The 15,426-nt window shown below is 73.0% G+C and carries 14 protein-coding genes; 6 read left to right on the forward strand and 8 right to left on the reverse strand.

What is annotated here, in order from left to right; all coding sequences use genetic code 11:
- Positions 1 to 5: 5 nt before the first annotated feature.
- Entirely contained in the window at positions 6 to 1,166 is a 1,161-nt protein-coding gene (gene nusA, locus ASD62_RS05350; RefSeq protein WP_082580588.1) for a transcription termination factor NusA, read from the reverse strand.
- Positions 1,167 to 1,168: 2 nt separating this feature from the next.
- Positions 1,169 to 1,777, reverse strand: a complete 609-nt coding sequence (gene rimP / locus ASD62_RS05355; protein WP_056915072.1) for a ribosome maturation factor RimP — start codon at positions 1,775 to 1,777, stop codon at positions 1,169 to 1,171.
- Positions 1,778 to 1,879: 102 nt separating this feature from the next.
- On the opposite strand from rimP, the gene ASD62_RS20940 reads away from it, so the two are divergent.
- The 3 genes from ASD62_RS20940 to ASD62_RS05370 all read left to right on the forward strand — a co-directional run bounded on the left by ASD62_RS20940 (position 1,880) and on the right by ASD62_RS05370 (position 4,841).
- On the forward strand, positions 1,880 to 2,902 hold the full coding sequence (locus tag ASD62_RS20940; protein WP_056915073.1) for a DUF4439 domain-containing protein: 1,023 nt from the start codon (positions 1,880 to 1,882) through the stop codon (positions 2,900 to 2,902).
- Positions 2,899 to 3,858 (forward strand): aminoglycoside phosphotransferase family protein, encoded by a 960-nt coding sequence (locus tag ASD62_RS05365; protein WP_056915074.1) that lies wholly within the window; start codon positions 2,899 to 2,901, stop codon positions 3,856 to 3,858. The genes ASD62_RS20940 and ASD62_RS05365 overlap by 4 nt, the downstream gene beginning before the upstream one ends.
- A gap of 104 nt (positions 3,859 to 3,962) precedes the next feature.
- Entirely contained in the window at positions 3,963 to 4,841 is an 879-nt protein-coding gene (locus tag ASD62_RS05370) for an LLM class F420-dependent oxidoreductase (RefSeq protein ID WP_056915075.1), read from the forward strand.
- Between the two features lie 7 nt (positions 4,842 to 4,848).
- On the opposite strand, the gene ASD62_RS05375 is transcribed toward ASD62_RS05370, so the two are convergent.
- The gene (locus tag ASD62_RS05375; RefSeq protein ID WP_056917183.1) at positions 4,849 to 5,544 is read right to left on the reverse strand and encodes a response regulator; all 696 of its coding nucleotides are present in this window, start codon (positions 5,542 to 5,544) and stop codon (positions 4,849 to 4,851) included.
- Positions 5,537 to 7,114 (reverse strand): sensor histidine kinase, encoded by a 1,578-nt coding sequence (locus ASD62_RS05380; RefSeq protein ID WP_235530638.1) that lies wholly within the window; start codon positions 7,112 to 7,114, stop codon positions 5,537 to 5,539. The genes ASD62_RS05375 and ASD62_RS05380 overlap by 8 nt, the downstream gene beginning before the upstream one ends.
- Positions 7,115 to 7,326: 212 nt before the next feature.
- On the opposite strand from ASD62_RS05380, the gene ASD62_RS05385 reads away from it, so the two are divergent.
- Positions 7,327 to 8,694, forward strand: a complete 1,368-nt coding sequence (locus ASD62_RS05385; protein ID WP_056915077.1) for a cation:dicarboxylate symporter family transporter — start codon at positions 7,327 to 7,329, stop codon at positions 8,692 to 8,694.
- A gap of 156 nt (positions 8,695 to 8,850) precedes the next feature.
- Here ASD62_RS05385 and ASD62_RS05390 read toward each other — a convergent pair whose 3' ends face one another.
- Both ASD62_RS05390 and ASD62_RS05395 read right to left on the reverse strand, forming a co-directional pair.
- Complete coding sequence (locus ASD62_RS05390) at positions 8,851 to 9,636, reverse strand: YqjF family protein (protein ID WP_056915078.1); 786 nt, start codon at positions 9,634 to 9,636, stop codon at positions 8,851 to 8,853.
- Positions 9,633 to 10,877 carry an FAD-dependent oxidoreductase gene (locus ASD62_RS05395; RefSeq protein ID WP_056915079.1) on the reverse strand — a complete coding sequence of 415 codons (1,245 nt, stop codon included), beginning with the start codon at positions 10,875 to 10,877 and terminating at the stop codon, positions 9,633 to 9,635. Before ASD62_RS05395 ends, ASD62_RS05390 begins: the two co-directional genes overlap by 4 nt.
- Before the next feature lie 69 nt (positions 10,878 to 10,946).
- On the opposite strand from ASD62_RS05395, the gene ASD62_RS05400 reads away from it, so the two are divergent.
- Positions 10,947 to 11,549, forward strand: coding sequence for a GNAT family N-acetyltransferase (locus tag ASD62_RS05400; protein ID WP_056915080.1), 603 nt, complete (start codon positions 10,947 to 10,949; stop codon positions 11,547 to 11,549).
- Here the strand turns inward: ASD62_RS05400 and ASD62_RS05405 are convergent.
- Positions 11,540 to 12,676, reverse strand: a complete 1,137-nt coding sequence (locus ASD62_RS05405) for an FG-GAP-like repeat-containing protein (protein WP_056915081.1) — start codon at positions 12,674 to 12,676, stop codon at positions 11,540 to 11,542. The two genes, ASD62_RS05400 and ASD62_RS05405, sit on opposite strands and share 10 nt — an antisense overlap.
- Positions 12,677 to 12,841: 165 nt before the next feature.
- Between ASD62_RS05405 and ASD62_RS05410 the strand changes: the two genes are divergently transcribed.
- Entirely contained in the window at positions 12,842 to 14,815 is a 1,974-nt protein-coding gene (locus tag ASD62_RS05410) for a thioredoxin domain-containing protein (protein ID WP_056915082.1), read from the forward strand.
- Here the strand turns inward: ASD62_RS05410 and ASD62_RS05415 are convergent.
- On the reverse strand, positions 14,796 to 15,413 hold the full coding sequence (locus ASD62_RS05415; RefSeq protein ID WP_200956857.1) for a histone deacetylase: 618 nt from the start codon (positions 15,411 to 15,413) through the stop codon (positions 14,796 to 14,798). The genes ASD62_RS05410 and ASD62_RS05415 overlap by 20 nt on opposite strands.
- Positions 15,414 to 15,426: the final 13 nt, after the last annotated feature.

Genomic DNA, 15,426 nt, shown 5'->3' on the forward strand with positions numbered 1-15,426 from the left:
ATCCCCTACCGGCGCCCGGGTGCGTCATCCGGACCGCGGCGGGGGGCCCCGGAGCCCCCTCGCGGAGCACCGCCACCAGCGGTCCCAGCGGCACCACCAGTCCCGGTGGTGCCGTCTGCCTGGGTGTCGGGGCGGATGTCGATGCGCCAGCCGGTGAGCTTGGCGGCGAGCCGGGCGTTCTGGCCCTCCTTGCCGATGGCCAGGGAGAGCTGGTAGTCGGGGACGATGACGCGGGCCGACCGCAGCTGCGGGTCGACGATCTCGACCGACTCGACCCGCGAGGGCGACAGGGCCGCCGCGACGAACGTCCGGGCGTCGTCGGAGTAGTCGACGATGTCGATCTTCTCGCCGTGCAGCTCGGTCATCACCGCGCGCACCCGGGCGCCCATGGGGCCGATGCAGGCACCCTTGGCGTTGAGCCCGGCGACCTTGGAGTGGACGGCGATCTTCGTGCGGTGCCCCGCCTCGCGGGCCAGCGCCGCGATCTCGACGGAGCCGTCGGCGATCTCGGGCACCTCGAGCGCGAACAGCTTGCGCACGAGGTTGGGGTGGGTGCGGGACAGACCGATCTGTGGGCCCTTGGGGCCGCGGCGCACCGAGACCACGAAGCAGCGCAGGCGCTCGCCGTGCACGTACTTCTCGCCCGGCACCTGCTCGGACAGGGGCAGGATCCCCTCGACGGTGCCGAAGTCCACGGTGACGTGGCGCGGGTCCGGGCTCTGCTGGATGACGCCGGCGACGACGTCGCCCTCGCGGCCCTTGAAGTCGCCCATGATGGCGTCGTCCTCGAGGTCGCGCAGTCGCTGCACGATGACCTGGCGGGCCGTGGCGGCGGCGATGCGACCGAACCCCGTGGGGGTGTCGTCGAACTCGGGACCGAACTCGCGGACCGGTCGCTCGGGTGCGCGGACGGGTGCCGTGGCCTCGGCATCGTCGCCGGACTCCTCGACCGGCGGGTCCACCGGCTCGGGGGCGGGCAGCTCCTCCTTGGCCCAGACGACGACGTGACCGGTCTTGCGGTCCAGCTCGACGCGGGCGTTGCGGTAGGAGTCGTCGGTGCGGTGGTAGGCCACCAGCAGGGCCTGCTCGATCGCGGGGATGAGGATGTCGAGGGAGATGTCGCGCTCGCGCTCGAGCGCCCTCAGGGCAGCAAGGTCGATGTCCATGGTCAGTTCTCCTCGGTGTCGTCGTCGATGTCGTCGCCGTCGGCGAGGTCGTCGTCGTGCTGGTCGTCGTCGTGCAGGTCACCGGCCAGGTCCTCACCGGTACCCGCGGGGCGCGAGAACTCGACCTCGACCACGGCCCGGGCGATCGCGGCATACGCGAGCTCGACGGTCCGGGCGGGGGTCTTCTTCGCGGCGGGCACCTCGACGGTGACCACGTCCGGCCCGGCGCTGACGACGCGGCCGGTCACGGCGGGGCCCTCGAGCGGGGTGAGGGTGACCAGCCGGGTGACGTTGCGGCGGAAGTGGCGCGGCTCGGTGAGCGGTCGGTCCACCCCGGGCGAGGTGACCTCGAGGGTGTACGGCTGCTCCCCCATCGCGTCGGTCTCGTCGAGGGCCTCGCTCACCGCACGGGTCGCGTCGGCGACCTCGTCGAGGGTGAGGGGGGCGGTGACGGTCGTGGTGGCGTCGGCCGACTCGGGCAGGGCCCGGTCGATCCAGATGCGGACGAGCCGGCGCTTCCCGGCCGGCGTCACGGCGACGTCCTCCACGAGCAGCCCGAGGGCCGCGAGGGGCCCGTCGACTGCGGGACGAATCTGGTCCTTGACGCTCAACTGACTCGTCCTCTCTGAAGTTTGGTGGTCGTGCGGGGCCCACTCTATCCACGCGGGGAGCGGCACGCATGCCAGCGCCGACCCACGTGGCAGGATCGGCGCATGCCCGAGGACCGCACCGGTGTGCCGCCGTTCCCGACACGGCACCTGACCCGGCGCACCGTCCTCGGCGCGGGCCTGCAGGTCGGGGGCGCGGCCGTCCTCGCGGCATCCCTGGCAGGGTGCGGGATCCGGCTCGAGGATGACGCCCCGCGGCTCCCAGGGCTGCCCACCCGGCAGCCAGTCGCCGGTGAGTCCTTCCTCCTGCTCCTGCGCCAGCACTGCACCGACCTCGCGGCCGAGGCCCAGGCCCTCGGCGGTCCTGCCAAGGGCCTTCCGGCACGGCTCGCCGTGCTGCACCGTCAGCAGGCCGCCGTCCTGGAAACCGAGCTGCAGCGCCTCGGGGTGCCCCGCACCGTCCTGGACGCACCTGTGGCGACGGCCACCCCGGGAGCCACCGGGACCACCTCCACGGCCCCGGCCACGACCGCCACCGGTTCGGGCGCGGCCGGGCCCGCCACGCTCGCGGCCTCGGAGGCCACCGACCTCGGGCCCTCCGCCATCTCCGCCCTCGCCCGGGTCGTGCCCGGGACAGTGCCCCTGGCCGGTTCGGTGCTCGCCCAGCGGGCCGCCGCAGCCACCCTGCTCGGCCAGCCGGCGACCTGGCCCGACCCGACGTGGTCCGAACCGTCGCTGGCGGCGTCCTACCTCGACAGCACCCGCGCCGCGGCCTACGCCTTCGAGGTCGTGGCCGCACAGTCTCCCGAGGGCGCCCAGCACACCCTGGCCCTGACCACCCTCGGCACGTTGAGGGCCAGGGCCAGCCAGCAGGAGTCCCTCGCCGGCGACGCCGCGACACCACCCGCCCTCGGGTACCCCCTGCCGTTCACCGTGACGACCCCCGCAACGGCCCGAGCCCTGGCCGTCCGGGTGCTGACCGACCTCCGCGCAGCCGTGGCCCGCGAGCTGGGCTCCGCGGGCGGGGACGTCGGACCGCTCGGCGCGGTCGTGCAGTGGCTGGCCGACACCGAGGTGCTCGCCTCCCGCTGGGGGGTCGCGCTCGCACCCTTCCCCGGCCTGACGTGAGCCCGGGCCGCCCGCTCCGCACGGAGGACGCCGGGGCCCTGGTGCCGGCCGGGTTCCGGACCTCTGTCGGGCAGTTCTCCGCCCAGGACGGAGGCGTCCGCGGTCCGTCGGGCGCGGACTGGGCCGACCGCCTCCCCCGCCTGCTCGCCGACGTCCTCGCCGACTGGGACCTCGAGCTCGCCGGCGAACCGAGGACGGGCTGGACCGCCCTGGTCGTGCCCGTCCGCCGCGACGGCGTGCCGCTCGCCCTCAAGCTGGTCTGGCCGCACATCGAGGCACGGGACGAACCCCTGGTCCTGCGCCACTGGGACGGCCGCGGGGCGGTACGCCTCGTCGCCGCCGACCCCGGTCGCGGCGCACTCCTGCTCGAGGCCCTCGACGCCACCCGTGACCTCGAGTCCGTCGAGGTCGACACCGCCTGCGCCGTGGCGGGCGGGGTGCTCGCGCAGCTGCACCGGCCGGCCCCGGCGGGGCTGCGGTCCCTGTCGGACTTCGCCCGTGACCAGATCGGCAAGCTCGAGGCCGCACAGGGGCTGCTGCCGCGCCGGATGGTCGAACGCACGGCTGGCCTCGTGCGCGAGCTCACCTCCGAATCCGCCTGCGACGCAACGCTCGTGCACACCGACCTGCACTACCGCAACGTCCTGCACAGCCTCCCCGGCTCCGACCGTCCCGACTGGCTGGCCATCGACCCGCACCCCATGGCGGGCCACCCGGGGTTCGAGGTCCAGCCCCTGCTGCGCAACCGCGTCGACGAGCTGGGGACCGGGTCGACGTTCCGCTATCTCGTCCGTCGTCGCCTCGAGATCGTCTGCGAGGTCGCCGGGATCGACGAGGACGAGGCCCTGGCCTGGACGTACGTGCACACCGCCATGGAGGCTCGCTGGGCGGCGGGTGGTGACGACACCCGCGGGGTGTCGTTCAACATCGCCCTGCTCAAGGCGCTCGACGGCTGACGCCCGCGGCGCCCAGCCGTGCCTCATCGCCCAGCCCGCGACGGTGTGCCGCAGGGCCCGGTCCCCGACGAGCAGATCGTGGGTGGGCGTTGCAGACTGCAAGCATGCGCTTCGGATTCCACTTCCTCGACTTCACCCTCCCTGACGGCCCGGCGTCCTACGCCCCGGCCCTGCGCTCGACCGCGGCTGCCGCCGAGGCCGCCGGCGCCTCCTGGTTCACCGTGATGGACCACTACTTCCAGATGGAGTTCTTCCGGACGGCCCACGACCCGATGCTCGAGGCCTACGCCACCCTCGGCTTCCTCGCAGGCGTCACCGAGAAGGTCAAGCTCGGCACCGTGGTGACGGGTGTGACCTACCGCCACCCGGGGCTGCTCGCCAAGATCGGGACGACCCTCGACGTGCTCAGTGGCGGCCGGGCCTTCATGGGCATCGGTGCTGCCTGGTACGAGCGCGAGCACAAGGCCCTCGGCGTTCCCTACCCGCCGTTGGCGGAGCGGTTCGAGCGGCTCGAGGAGGCCCTGCAGATCATCCGCCAGATGTGGAGCGAGGACGAGGGCCCGTTCGAGGGCAAGCACTACCAGCTCGCCGAGACGATCAACGTCCCTGCGAACCTCAGTCGCCCGCACCCGCCCATCGTCATCGGCGGCAGCGGCGAGAAGAAGACGCTGCGCCTCGTCGCGCAGTACGCCGATGCCACCAACCTCATCGTCTCCGGGACCGAGGAGCTGGCCCACAAGCTCGACGTCCTGCGCCGCCACTGCGACGACCTCGGCCGCGACTACGACTCGATCGAGAAGACCGTCATGGGCCCGCAGGGCGACCCGCTCGACGACGTCGACGGCTTCCTGCGGCTGGCCCAGGAGTATGCCGACCTGGGCGTCCAGCACATCCACCTGCGGGCGATGGCCCCCGACCCCGCGGCGGCCGTGACGGCGTTCGGCGAGCGGGTGGCGCCGCGTCTGGCGGAGATCGGCGGCTGACGCCCGGTCACCTGACCCAGCGGTACTCGACCTCGGGACGACCCTGTCCGACGTAGCGGGACCGTCGTGCGACGACCCTTGTCTCGCAGAGGAACTCCGCATACCTGCGAGCGGTGACGCGACTGACGCCGAGCTCCGTACCGAGCTCGGTCGCCGACCACCCGGAGTCCGCAGCCGCGTCGCGCAGGGCGCGGGTCACCCGGCCGAGCAGGTCCTCGCTCATCCCCTTCGGCAGGGACGTCCGCGTGGTCGGCCGGGCGCCGGCGAGGAGCTCGTCGACCTCGGCCTGGCTGTCCACGCGGTCGGTGGCGGGGAGCTGGCGCCGGTACGCGGCATACGCCTCGAGCCGGTCGCGCAGGGTGGCGAACACGAACGGCTTGAGCAGGTACTGCACCACGCCCAGCGACACCGCACCCCGCACGACCTCGAGGTCGCGCGCCGAGGTGACGGCGATGACGTCCGCCCGGTGACCGGCGGCGCGCATCGCCCGGATCACGTCGAGACCGTGACCGTCGGGCAGGTTCATGTCGAGCAGGACCACGTCCACGGCCCCGTTCTGGAGCGCCCGCAGGGCCGCCTTCGCGGTGCCGGCGGTCGCCACCACCTCGAACCCGTCGACGCGCCCCACGTATGCCGCGTGGGCCTCGAGCGCGACCGGCTCGTCCTCGACGACGAGGACCCGGAGGGCGGTCGCGTCAGGCACCTGCGCCACCGGTGAGGGGAAGCCGGACCGTGAACACTGCGCCGGGGCCGCCGTCGACGGACAGCGATCCGCCGAGCCGGCCCACCACCTGGGCCACGAGGGCCAGGCCGATGCCGCGACGGCCTTCGCCGCCCTGGTCCTTGGTCGAGACCCCGCGCTCGAACGCCCTCGCCACGGCGCCGGGCGGCAGCCCGGGGCCGGTGTCGGCGACCGTGAGGACCAGGTCGCTCCCGTCGCGCCTCGTGTCGACCCGCACCTGCCGCTCGCCGGGGTGACCCGTCACGGCGTCGAAGGCGTTGTCGATGAGGTTGCCGACGATGGTCACGACGTCGCGCGCGGGGAGCGCGTCGACCGGCCACACCGCTCCCTCGTCGATGCGCAGGTCGATGCCGCGCTCCCCCGCCTCGGCCGCCTTGCCGAGCAGCAGGGCCGACAGGGCCGGCTCCTCGATGGCGGCGACCACCCGGTCGGTCAGCAGCTGGGACAGCTCGAGCTCCTCGGTCGCGAACGCCAGCGCTCGCTCGGGGTGGCCCAGCTCGATGAGGGAGACGATGGTGTGCAACCGGTTGGCCGACTCGTGCGCCTGGGACCGCAGCGCCTCCGTCAGCCCTCGCGCCGAGTCGAGCTCGCCGGTCAGGTGCTCGAGGTCGGTCCGGTCCCGGAGCGTGGCGACCTGGCCGAGCACCCGTCCCTCCCAGCGCGCCGGCGCCGTGTTGAGCACGAGGACGCGGGCCGCCGTCACGTGCAGCTCGTCTCCGCGGGGGGTCTCGTCCGTCAGCGCTGCCACGAGCGGCTCGGACAGGTCGAGCTCGTCCACCCGTCGCCCCACCGCACCGTCACCGAGGCCGAGCAGCCGGACCGCCTCGTCGTTGACCAGCCGCAGGCGGCCGTCCCGGTCGATCAGCAGCAGGCCCTCCGTGACCGCGTGCAGGACCGCGTCGTAGTACTCGACCATCTCCCGCAGCTGCCGCTCTCCGAGCCCGTGGGTCTGCCGTCGGACCCGGCGCGCCACGAGCGCCGTGGCCAGGCCGGTGAGGACGGCGGCGGCCACACCGGCAGCGAGCAGGGCGACCAGCTGGCCCTCCAACCGCTGGCTCACCACGGCGTTGCGGATGCCGACCGCGACCAGGCCGACGACGGGCGCGTCGGGAGCATCGCTCGCGCGCACCGCGACGACCGCGCGCCGTGAGGCTCCGAGCGACCCGGTGTAGTCCTCGACCACCGTGCCACCCGCCTGGGCGTCCTCGATGTGACCGACGAACTTCTTCCCGATGAGCGACGTGTCCGGATGGGAGTAACGAATTCCGTTGGGGCTCATGATGACGACGAAGTCGGTCTCGGTCCGGCGGCGGACGTTCTCGGCGAACGGCTGCAGCACACCAGCCCGGTCGTGGTCCTCCACGGCGGCGACGACGTCCGGGCTGCTGGCGACCGTCCGCGCCACTGCGAGTGCGCGCGCCGTCGCCTCCTGCGTGCCCGCCCGCCGTGCCTGCGCGAACGCGGCCCCGGTGCCGATGCCCACCACGAGCAGCGCCACGAGCACCTGCAGGGCGAACGTCTGACCTGCCACGCTCCAGCGCGCCGGTGAGCTGGCCCACCGCCGCCGGCTCAGCGCCATACCCGCGCCGTCGGGTGACCGAGGCGCCGGCCCGCCGGGGCGACACGTCGGAACTCAATGAACACAAGGGTGACCCTAGTCACTCCGCTCGGCATACTCGTGCGGAGTTCACCGCGCCGGGCACCCCCGGGACGGAGCCCGACCACGAGTCCACTGGAGTACACGTGAGCACCGCAGCCGACAACGCCGTCGACCGTCCGGCACCACGCCGCGACAGGACGCACTTCCTCTACATCGCCGTTCTCATCGCCATGGGCCTCGGCATCGCCGTCGGTGTCCTGTTCCCCGACTTCGGCGTGAGCCTGAAGTGGCTGGGCACGGCCTTCGTCAACCTCATCAAGATGATGATCAGCCCGATCATCTTCTGCACCATCGTCCTCGGCATCGGCTCGGTCCGCCGAGCGGCCCAGGTGGGCAAGGTCGGCGGGCTCGCCCTCGGCTACTTCCTCACCATGTCGACCGTCGCCCTGGCCATCGGCCTCGTCGTCGGCAACATCATCCAGCCCGGCGCCGGCCTCAACCTCACCAAGGAGCTGGCCGCCACCGGCCAGAAGCAGGCTGCCGGCGGCAGCGAGTCGACCACGGAGTTCGTCCTCGGGCTCATCCCCGACACCCTGGTCTCGTCCCTGACGTCCGGGTCGGTCCTGCAGACGCTCCTCGTCGCGCTGCTCGTGGGGTTCGCCCTGCAGAAGATGGGTCGGGCCGGTGAGCCGATCCTCGGCGGCATCAAGCACCTCGAGAAGCTCGTGTTCCGGCTCATGTCGATGATCATGTACGTCGCGCCGATCGGTGCGTTCGGCGCGATGGCGGCGGTCGTCGGTGCCACCGGACTGGACGCCCTCAAGAGCCTGGGCCTGCTCATGGTCGCGTTCTACATCACCTGCGCGCTGTTCGTGTTCGTGGTCCTCGGCGGCATCCTCAAGGTCGTCACGGGCGTCAACGTCTTCTCGCTGCTGAAGTACCTCGCCCGCGAGTTCCTGCTCATCCTGTCGACCTCGTCGTCGGAGTCGGCCCTGCCGCGCCTCATCGCCAAGATGGAGCACCTCGGTGTCAGCCGGCCCGTCGTCGGCATCACCGTCCCCACGGGGTACTCGTTCAACCTCGACGGCACGGCGATCTACCTGACGATGGCCTCGCTGTTCATCGCGGAGGCCCTGGACAAGCCGTTCTCCATCGGTGAGCAGATCTCGTTGCTGGTCTTCATGATCATCGCCTCCAAGGGCGCCGCGGGTGTCTCGGGCGCCGGCCTGGCGACGCTGGCCGGTGGCCTGCAGTCGCACCGCCCCGACCTGGTCGACGGCGTCGGCTTCATCGTCGGCATCGACCGCCTCATGAGCGAGGCCCGCGCGCTCACCAACTTCGCCGGCAACTCGATCGCGACGGTCCTCATCGGCCACTGGGTCGGCGAGCTCGACCGGGCCCAGCTGGACCGCGTGCTGGCCGGTGACGCCCCGTTCGACGAGGCCACCATGGTCGACGACCACGAACCCGACCGGGTCGGTGACCCCGACTCGGTGACCGCCGGCCACTAGCCTCCGACCGGCGTAGGGCGACGCAGGGCGGGTCGCTCGGGCGAGCAGGGCGGTCCTCGCTGGATCCGTCACGAATCGCCCTCGCCCGGCCCGGAACAGGGCCATCGTCGACCGATCTGACACGAATGGACCCCGTCGCGACGGGGTCCATTCGTGTCAGAGGCGTTGCGGGAAACCGAAGGTCGTGCGGACACCTTCGGAGAACAGCACGCTGGCCGGTGGCGTCGTGCGTGCGAACGTCCCCAGGCCGGCAGCCGCCACGAGGTCGTCGTCGAGCTCGAGCACCTCGGCCGACCGCAACGGCCAGGGCCCGTGAGTGTTGGGGACCCAGAGCGACCGGCCGGCCACCGCCGTGTGCAGCCCGAACCTCGCCGTGAGGAAGAGGTCGAGCGGAGCGGGTTCGGCGACGGGCTCCCCCACGCGGATGCTGATCCGCGCGCGGGGTCGTCCCGCCCGCCCTACCTGCCCGCGGGTGCCGGGAGTGGCGCGTGTCGCCCGACGCGTCGTGTACGTCAGCACCCGGGCGCCCGCCGCGTCCGTGTCGTCGCGCACCCGCATGGAGGCCCACTGGTACGGCACGTTGAACCCGAGTCGGGCCCCGAGGACGACGAGCAGCCGGGACGCCTCGAGCGACAGGAACACGACCCCGTGGCGGCCTGCGTCGTCGACGGAGTACACCCGCACGTTCGTCTCGGGGAACGTCCCGAGCCACGGCACCGGGCCCCCTCGCAGCACCCCCGCATCCACCATCCGGAACGGGATCAGCCCTACCCAGGCCGACCCGTCGAAGACGTCGGGGCGCACGCCCCTGGGCAGCAGCGGGGCGAGCAGCGCCGGCTCCACCGGCCAGTGGACGAAGGCGATGTCGCGCCACCACTGGCTCATGATCTGGGTCGTCGGCAGGGGCGGCCCCTGCGGGTCCAGGACCGGTCCGCCGCTCATGACGACGCCCCGGGATCGACGCCGAGGTGGGCCGCGACGGCCCGTGCCGCGCGACGACCGGACACCAGGGCCCCCTGGATCGACGAGGTGTCGCGGTGGTCCCCCGCGACGAACCGTCCCCCACCCAGGGCCACCGGCCGTCGCACCACGAGGGGCGGCGGCACGCACGGCAGCGCAGCGCGGACATCGTGTCGTACCAACAGGTCCCATCGTTCGGCGGAGGTCGACCAGAGCCGCCCCAGCTCGCGCCGGACCAGGGCCACGTCGTCCGGTGCGGCCCCCAGCGTGGTCGCCTGGACGAGCCGCCGACCCGGTGGCGCGTAGGACGGCGCCGCGTCGGAGACGACGGCCGTGTTGACGATCGGACCCCTGGCGCCGTCGACGCGCAACCAACGGCTGGTCGGCGCAGGGTCGGTCGTGGAGAACCACCAGGTGCGCAACGCGTTCGTGGGGGCGACCTCGACCACACCGAGGTCGGCCGCCGCCGCCACGTCGGTCGCGACGACGACGGCCCTCGCCGGGACCTCTCCGTCGCTCGTGCGGACGACCGTCCCGGCGCCGAGCGTGGCCCGGGTTCCCAGCCTGACCGGGCGCCGCAGCCGCGCCGCCAGCTGGGCGGGCAGCGCGCGCATCCCGTCCCAGGGGAGCCCGGGGGTCCCGAGCAGGAACGACCGCAGCAGCAGCCGCACGAAGGCCGCGGACGTCACACCCCGGTCGTCGCCGAGCACCCCCGCGAGGAACGGCTCGAGCACCTGGCGGCGCAGCGGCCCGTGCACCCCCGCCGAGTCCAGCGACGCCGCGAGCGAGGCGTCCGGACCGTCGAGGAGCCGGCGGACCGGTCCGAGCGACGGCGCCGCCCACCGGGCCAGGGCGGTGAGCTCGCGCGGTGTCAACAGGCCCGACGCGAGGGTCCTGGGCAGGGCCCGGGGTTCACGGCGAGGGTCGGCCAGCAGGGCCGTCACGGTCCGACCGTCACCACGAGGGTGCCGCACCTCGACCCCGGCGCCGAACGGCTGCAGGGCCAGGGCGTCCACGTCCACGAGCCGCCGCACGACCGGGTACGCCGGGTTGAGCAGCTGGAACCCGACGTCGCACAGGTGGCCGTCCACGACCTCGGTCCGGACCCGCCCACCGACCTCCTCGGCCGCTTCGAGCACGAGGACGTCGAGCCCTCGTTCTTCCAGCGAGACCGCGCAGGCCAGCCCGGCCAGTCCCGCACCCACCACCACGACGTCATGCATGGACTCACCGTGCCACGCGCGCGGCCGCGCTGCCCACGTGAGTGACGCACGCGTCATACGGTGGGGCCCATGGCCGACCCGACCACGACTGCCACCACACCCACCGAGCTGCGCACCGACCGCCTCGTCCTGCGCCAGTGGCGCCCCGAGGACCGCGCACCGTTCGCCGCGCTCAATGACGACCCGGCCGTGATGGAGCACTTCCCCGAGCACCTCACGCGGGCGGCGAGCGACGCGATGGCGGACCGCATCGAAGCAGCCCTGACGCAGCACGGGTGGGGCCTGTGGGCGACGGAGGTGGCGGAGACCGGGGAGTTCATCGGCTTCGTGGGGTTGTCGATCCCGCGGTTCGAGGAGCACTTCACCCCGTGCGTCGAGATCGGCTGGCGCCTCGCGCGGTCGTCGTGGGGCCGTGGCTACGCCCCGGAGGGTGCGCGCGCGGCCCTCGCCCACGCGTTCGGCCCGCTGGGCCTGCGCGAGGTGGTCGCCATGACCATCCCCGCCAACGACCGCTCCCAGTCCGTCATGCGCAAGATCGGTATGGCGCGGGACGAGTCCGCGGACTTCGACCACCCCCTGATCCCCGAGGGTGACCCGACCCGCCGCCACGTCCTCTACCGGATCAGCCGCGACCAGTGGCTGGCCCAGCAGCCGGGCGCGACTCAGAAGTAGCGCCGCCACCCCGTCCCGACGACCTTCGGCGAACGCACGTGGCCCCTGCCGTCGCCGGCGTAGACCCGCAGCGTCCCGTCGTTCGTGACGCCGAGGAGGTCGGCCCGACCGTCGCCGGTGAAGTCGCCCACCGGTCCCACCATGGCCAGACCGGCCCAGCCGGTGCCGACCTTCGTTCGGGCACCGCGGAAGCCGCCTCTGCCGTTGCCGGGGTACAGCCACATGGCACCGGAACGGTCGACGGCCAGCACGTCCCGGGTGCGGTCGCCGTTGAAGTCAGCGGTGGCGAACATACCCACGAAGCTCCCCCAGCCGGTCCCGATCCGGCGTCCGGCGGCGACCTTGCCGTGACCGTTCCCGGCATAGAGGTTGAGCTCGCCCTTCGCGTTGACGGCGAGGACGTCGGAGCGGCCGTCGCCCGAGAAGTCGCCGCCACCCGTGATGAAGCGCCTGCCACCCCAGCCCTTCCCGACGACGATGGGGTCGGTGAGGAAGCCCTGGTACCCGCCGAGGTAGAGGGTGAGCCGTCCACCGTTGTCGGTCAGGAGGTCGGGCCGCCCGTCGCCGTTCATGTCGCCAGCGGGGAGGACGCGGCTCGCCGGGACGACGTCCGCGACAGGGTGTCCCCCGCCCGAGATGCCGCCCCTGCCATTCCCCCAGTAGGCCCGGGTGTGCTCGATGGTCCGGTCGAAGGCGACGAGGTCGCCGTGGCCGTCCTTGCTGAGGTCACCCACCCCGATGACCGAGGCGGTCAGCAGCGGGGTGGTGGTGAACGTCGCTGCCGGGCCCGGTCCGGCAGCGCTCAGGGATCGGACGGAGACCGTGTACGTCCTCCCTGCATCGAGCCCGTCGATGATCCCGGTGTAGATGTTGACCCCGGTGAGCTCCTTCACGTGGTGACCCGGCTCGGCGACGATCTCGTACCCGGTGATCTCGCCGATGTCGGGCGAGGAACCGAACGAGATCCGGGCACCGTGCGGCCACGGCCTGCTCGTGATCGACGGTGCCTGCGGCACGTGACCGGATGTGACGCCCGCCTCTGCAGGCGCGGCGACCACGACCCCGCCCACCGTTGCCAGTGCGGCGACGAACGCGCCGACGTACCTGCCACTCCCGAGATGCACCATGAGATCCCCACCGTCCTCTGTGTCGTCCGGGCGGATCGTAGAACTCCAAGTGCACTCCCCGGCCCCGATCCGGCGGAACTGCGTGCACACGCAACACCACCGGGCTCGTCCGCCGTAGGGGGGACGCTCGTACCCCGCCCGGCCGCGCCGCATACGGTGGTGGGCATGGCCAACCGCCTCGCGAACTCGACCTCCCCGTACCTCCTCCAGCACCAGGACAACCCCGTCGACTGGCAGGAGTGGGGTCCGGACGCCTTCGCCGAGGCCCGTCGCCGCGACGTGCCGGTCCTGCTCTCGGTCGGGTATGCCGCCTGCCACTGGTGCCACGTGATGGCCCACGAGTCGTTCGAGGACGAGGACGTGGCCCGGGTGGTCAACGCCGACTACGTCGCCATCAAGGTCGACCGTGAGGAACGCCCTGACATCGACGCCGTCTACATGTCCGCGACGACCGCCCTGACGGGCCAGGGTGGGTGGCCGATGACCTGCCTGCTCACCCCGGACGGGGACCCCTTCTTCGCCGGGACCTACTTCCCGAGGCCGCAGTTACTGCAGCTGCTCGCGGGCGCCACGGCGGCCTGGACCGACCAACGTGCCAGGGTCCTCGAGAGCGGGAGCCACATCGCCGAGACCCTGCGCGGTCTCTCCGCCCCCACGACGCCGCACGCCCTCGGTGCCGACGTCCTCGACGCCGCCGTCGACACCCTGCGGGGCCAGTTCGACCACGGCGCAGCGGGTTTCGGTGGTGCACCGAAGTTCCCGCCGTCGATGGTGCTGGAGTTCCTGCTGCGCAACCATGCCCGGACCGGCGACGACGACGCCCTCGCCATGGCCTCCCGCACCTGTCACGCGATGGCCCGCGGCGGGATGTACGACCAGCTCGGAGGCGGCTTCGCGCGCTACTCCGTGGACGCCCGGTGGGTGGTCCCCCACTTCGAGAAGATGCTCTACGACAACGCCCAGCTGCTTCGGGTCTACACGCACCTGTTCCGAAGCACCGGTGACGCCCTCGCCCGCCGGGTCGTCGTGGAGACCGCGGAGTTCCTGCTGCGCGACCTCCGCACGGAGCAGGGCGGGTTCGCGTCGGCGCTGGACGCCGACACCGACGGGGTGGAGGGGCTGACGTACGCGTGGACCCCTGCCCAGCTCGTCGAGGTGCTGGGCGACGAGGACGGGACCCGGGCTGCGGCGCTGCTGTCCGTCACGGCCCGGGGCACGTTCGAGCACGGCTCGTCCACGCTGCAGCTGTTGACCGACCCCGACGACGCGTCCTGGTGGGCGGCAGCGCGCGCTCGCCTGCTCGAGGCGCGCGACCGGCGACCGCAGCCGGCTCGCGACGACAAGGTGGTCACGTCATGGAACGGCCTGGCCATCGCGGCGCTGGCCGACGCCGGTGCCCTGCTCGACGAACCGGCGATGCTGGCCGCGGCCGAGGTCTGCGCCGAGTTCGTCGTGGGAACCCACGTCGTGGAGGGGCGACTGCGCCGAGCCTCCCGGGACGGCGTGGTCGGGGGCGCGGCCGGTGTCGCCGACGACTACGGCAACCTCGCCGAGGGCCTGCTCGCGCTGCACCAGGCGACCGGGCGCGCCCGGTGGCTCGAGGTCGCCCGGACGTTGCTGCGGACGGCGACCGAACGTTTCACCGCCGAGGACGGCGGCTTCCACGACACGGCCGACGACGCGGAGGCATTGTTCACCCGCCCGCGCAGCGCCGCCGACAACGCCGAGCCGTCAGGGCAGTCCGCCCTCGCGGGTGCCCTGCTGACCTGCTCAGCCCTCGTCGGTGACAGCGGGATGCGTGAACGTGCCGAGGCTGCGCTCGGGGCGTCCGGGCAGCTCGCGGCCCGCGACCCCCGCTTCGGCGGCTGGGCCCTCGCCGTCGCCGAGGCATCCCTGGCCGGACCGCTCCAGGTGGCCGTCGTCGGCAGCGGCCCGGACGCGGCAGCCCTGGCGGCGACGGTGCGCCGGTCCACGTCGCCCGGCCTCGTGACCGTCGCTGGTCAGCCAGACGCCGACGGGGTACCGCTGCTTGCCGAGCGGCCCCTCGTCGGTGGCCGCGCGGCGGCCTACGTCTGTCGCGGGTTCGTCTGCGACGCGCCGGTGACGGACGTCGACGCCCTCACCGCAGCGCTGCGCTGACCACCGCCAGGAGCTGCGCCGCGTCCCAGCCCAGCTCGGCGCCGGGGCGCGCCGTGAGGTAGTCCGTGATGGCGTGCGCACCGAGGCCGTGGCTCTCCCGCAGGCCACGGGCGATCGTCTCGACGTATGGCCGGGTGGGCGCGTTGCGTTGCAGCGAAACAGGATCCGGCGTGGTGAACGTCAGGACGGGGTGGCCGTCGAGCTCCCCGACGAGGTGAAGGGACTCGTAGCGGCCGGGACCCAGGTCGTGGCGTGCCTCGTCCAGCACGGTCGTGAGGTCGAGGTCCTCCCCCGGCTCGCGGTGCATCTCCTGGGCGGCGACGTCGGCGAACTGCTGCTCGGTCAGGAGGTACGCCCGGGCGAGCGCCGTCCCGGTCGCGGTCGCGTCGTAGAAGGCGATGCCTCCACCCCAGGTGGGCGACTCCCAGGCGAAGAACACCTCCCCGGGAAGGGTCATCGGACGGTCGTCCGCCGGGGCGGTCGTGTCGCGAGCGCCCGGGTAGGTCCGCGTCGCACCGGGTGGCCGACCCCCCTGCAGGTAGCAGAGGAACCGGTCGCGGGCGAGGTTGCTGCCGTAGCTCGCGTACCAGACCTGCACGCGGACCACTGTG

Source organism: Phycicoccus sp. Root563, assembly GCF_001427915.1.
GTDB lineage: Bacteria > Actinomycetota > Actinomycetes > Actinomycetales > Dermatophilaceae > Pedococcus.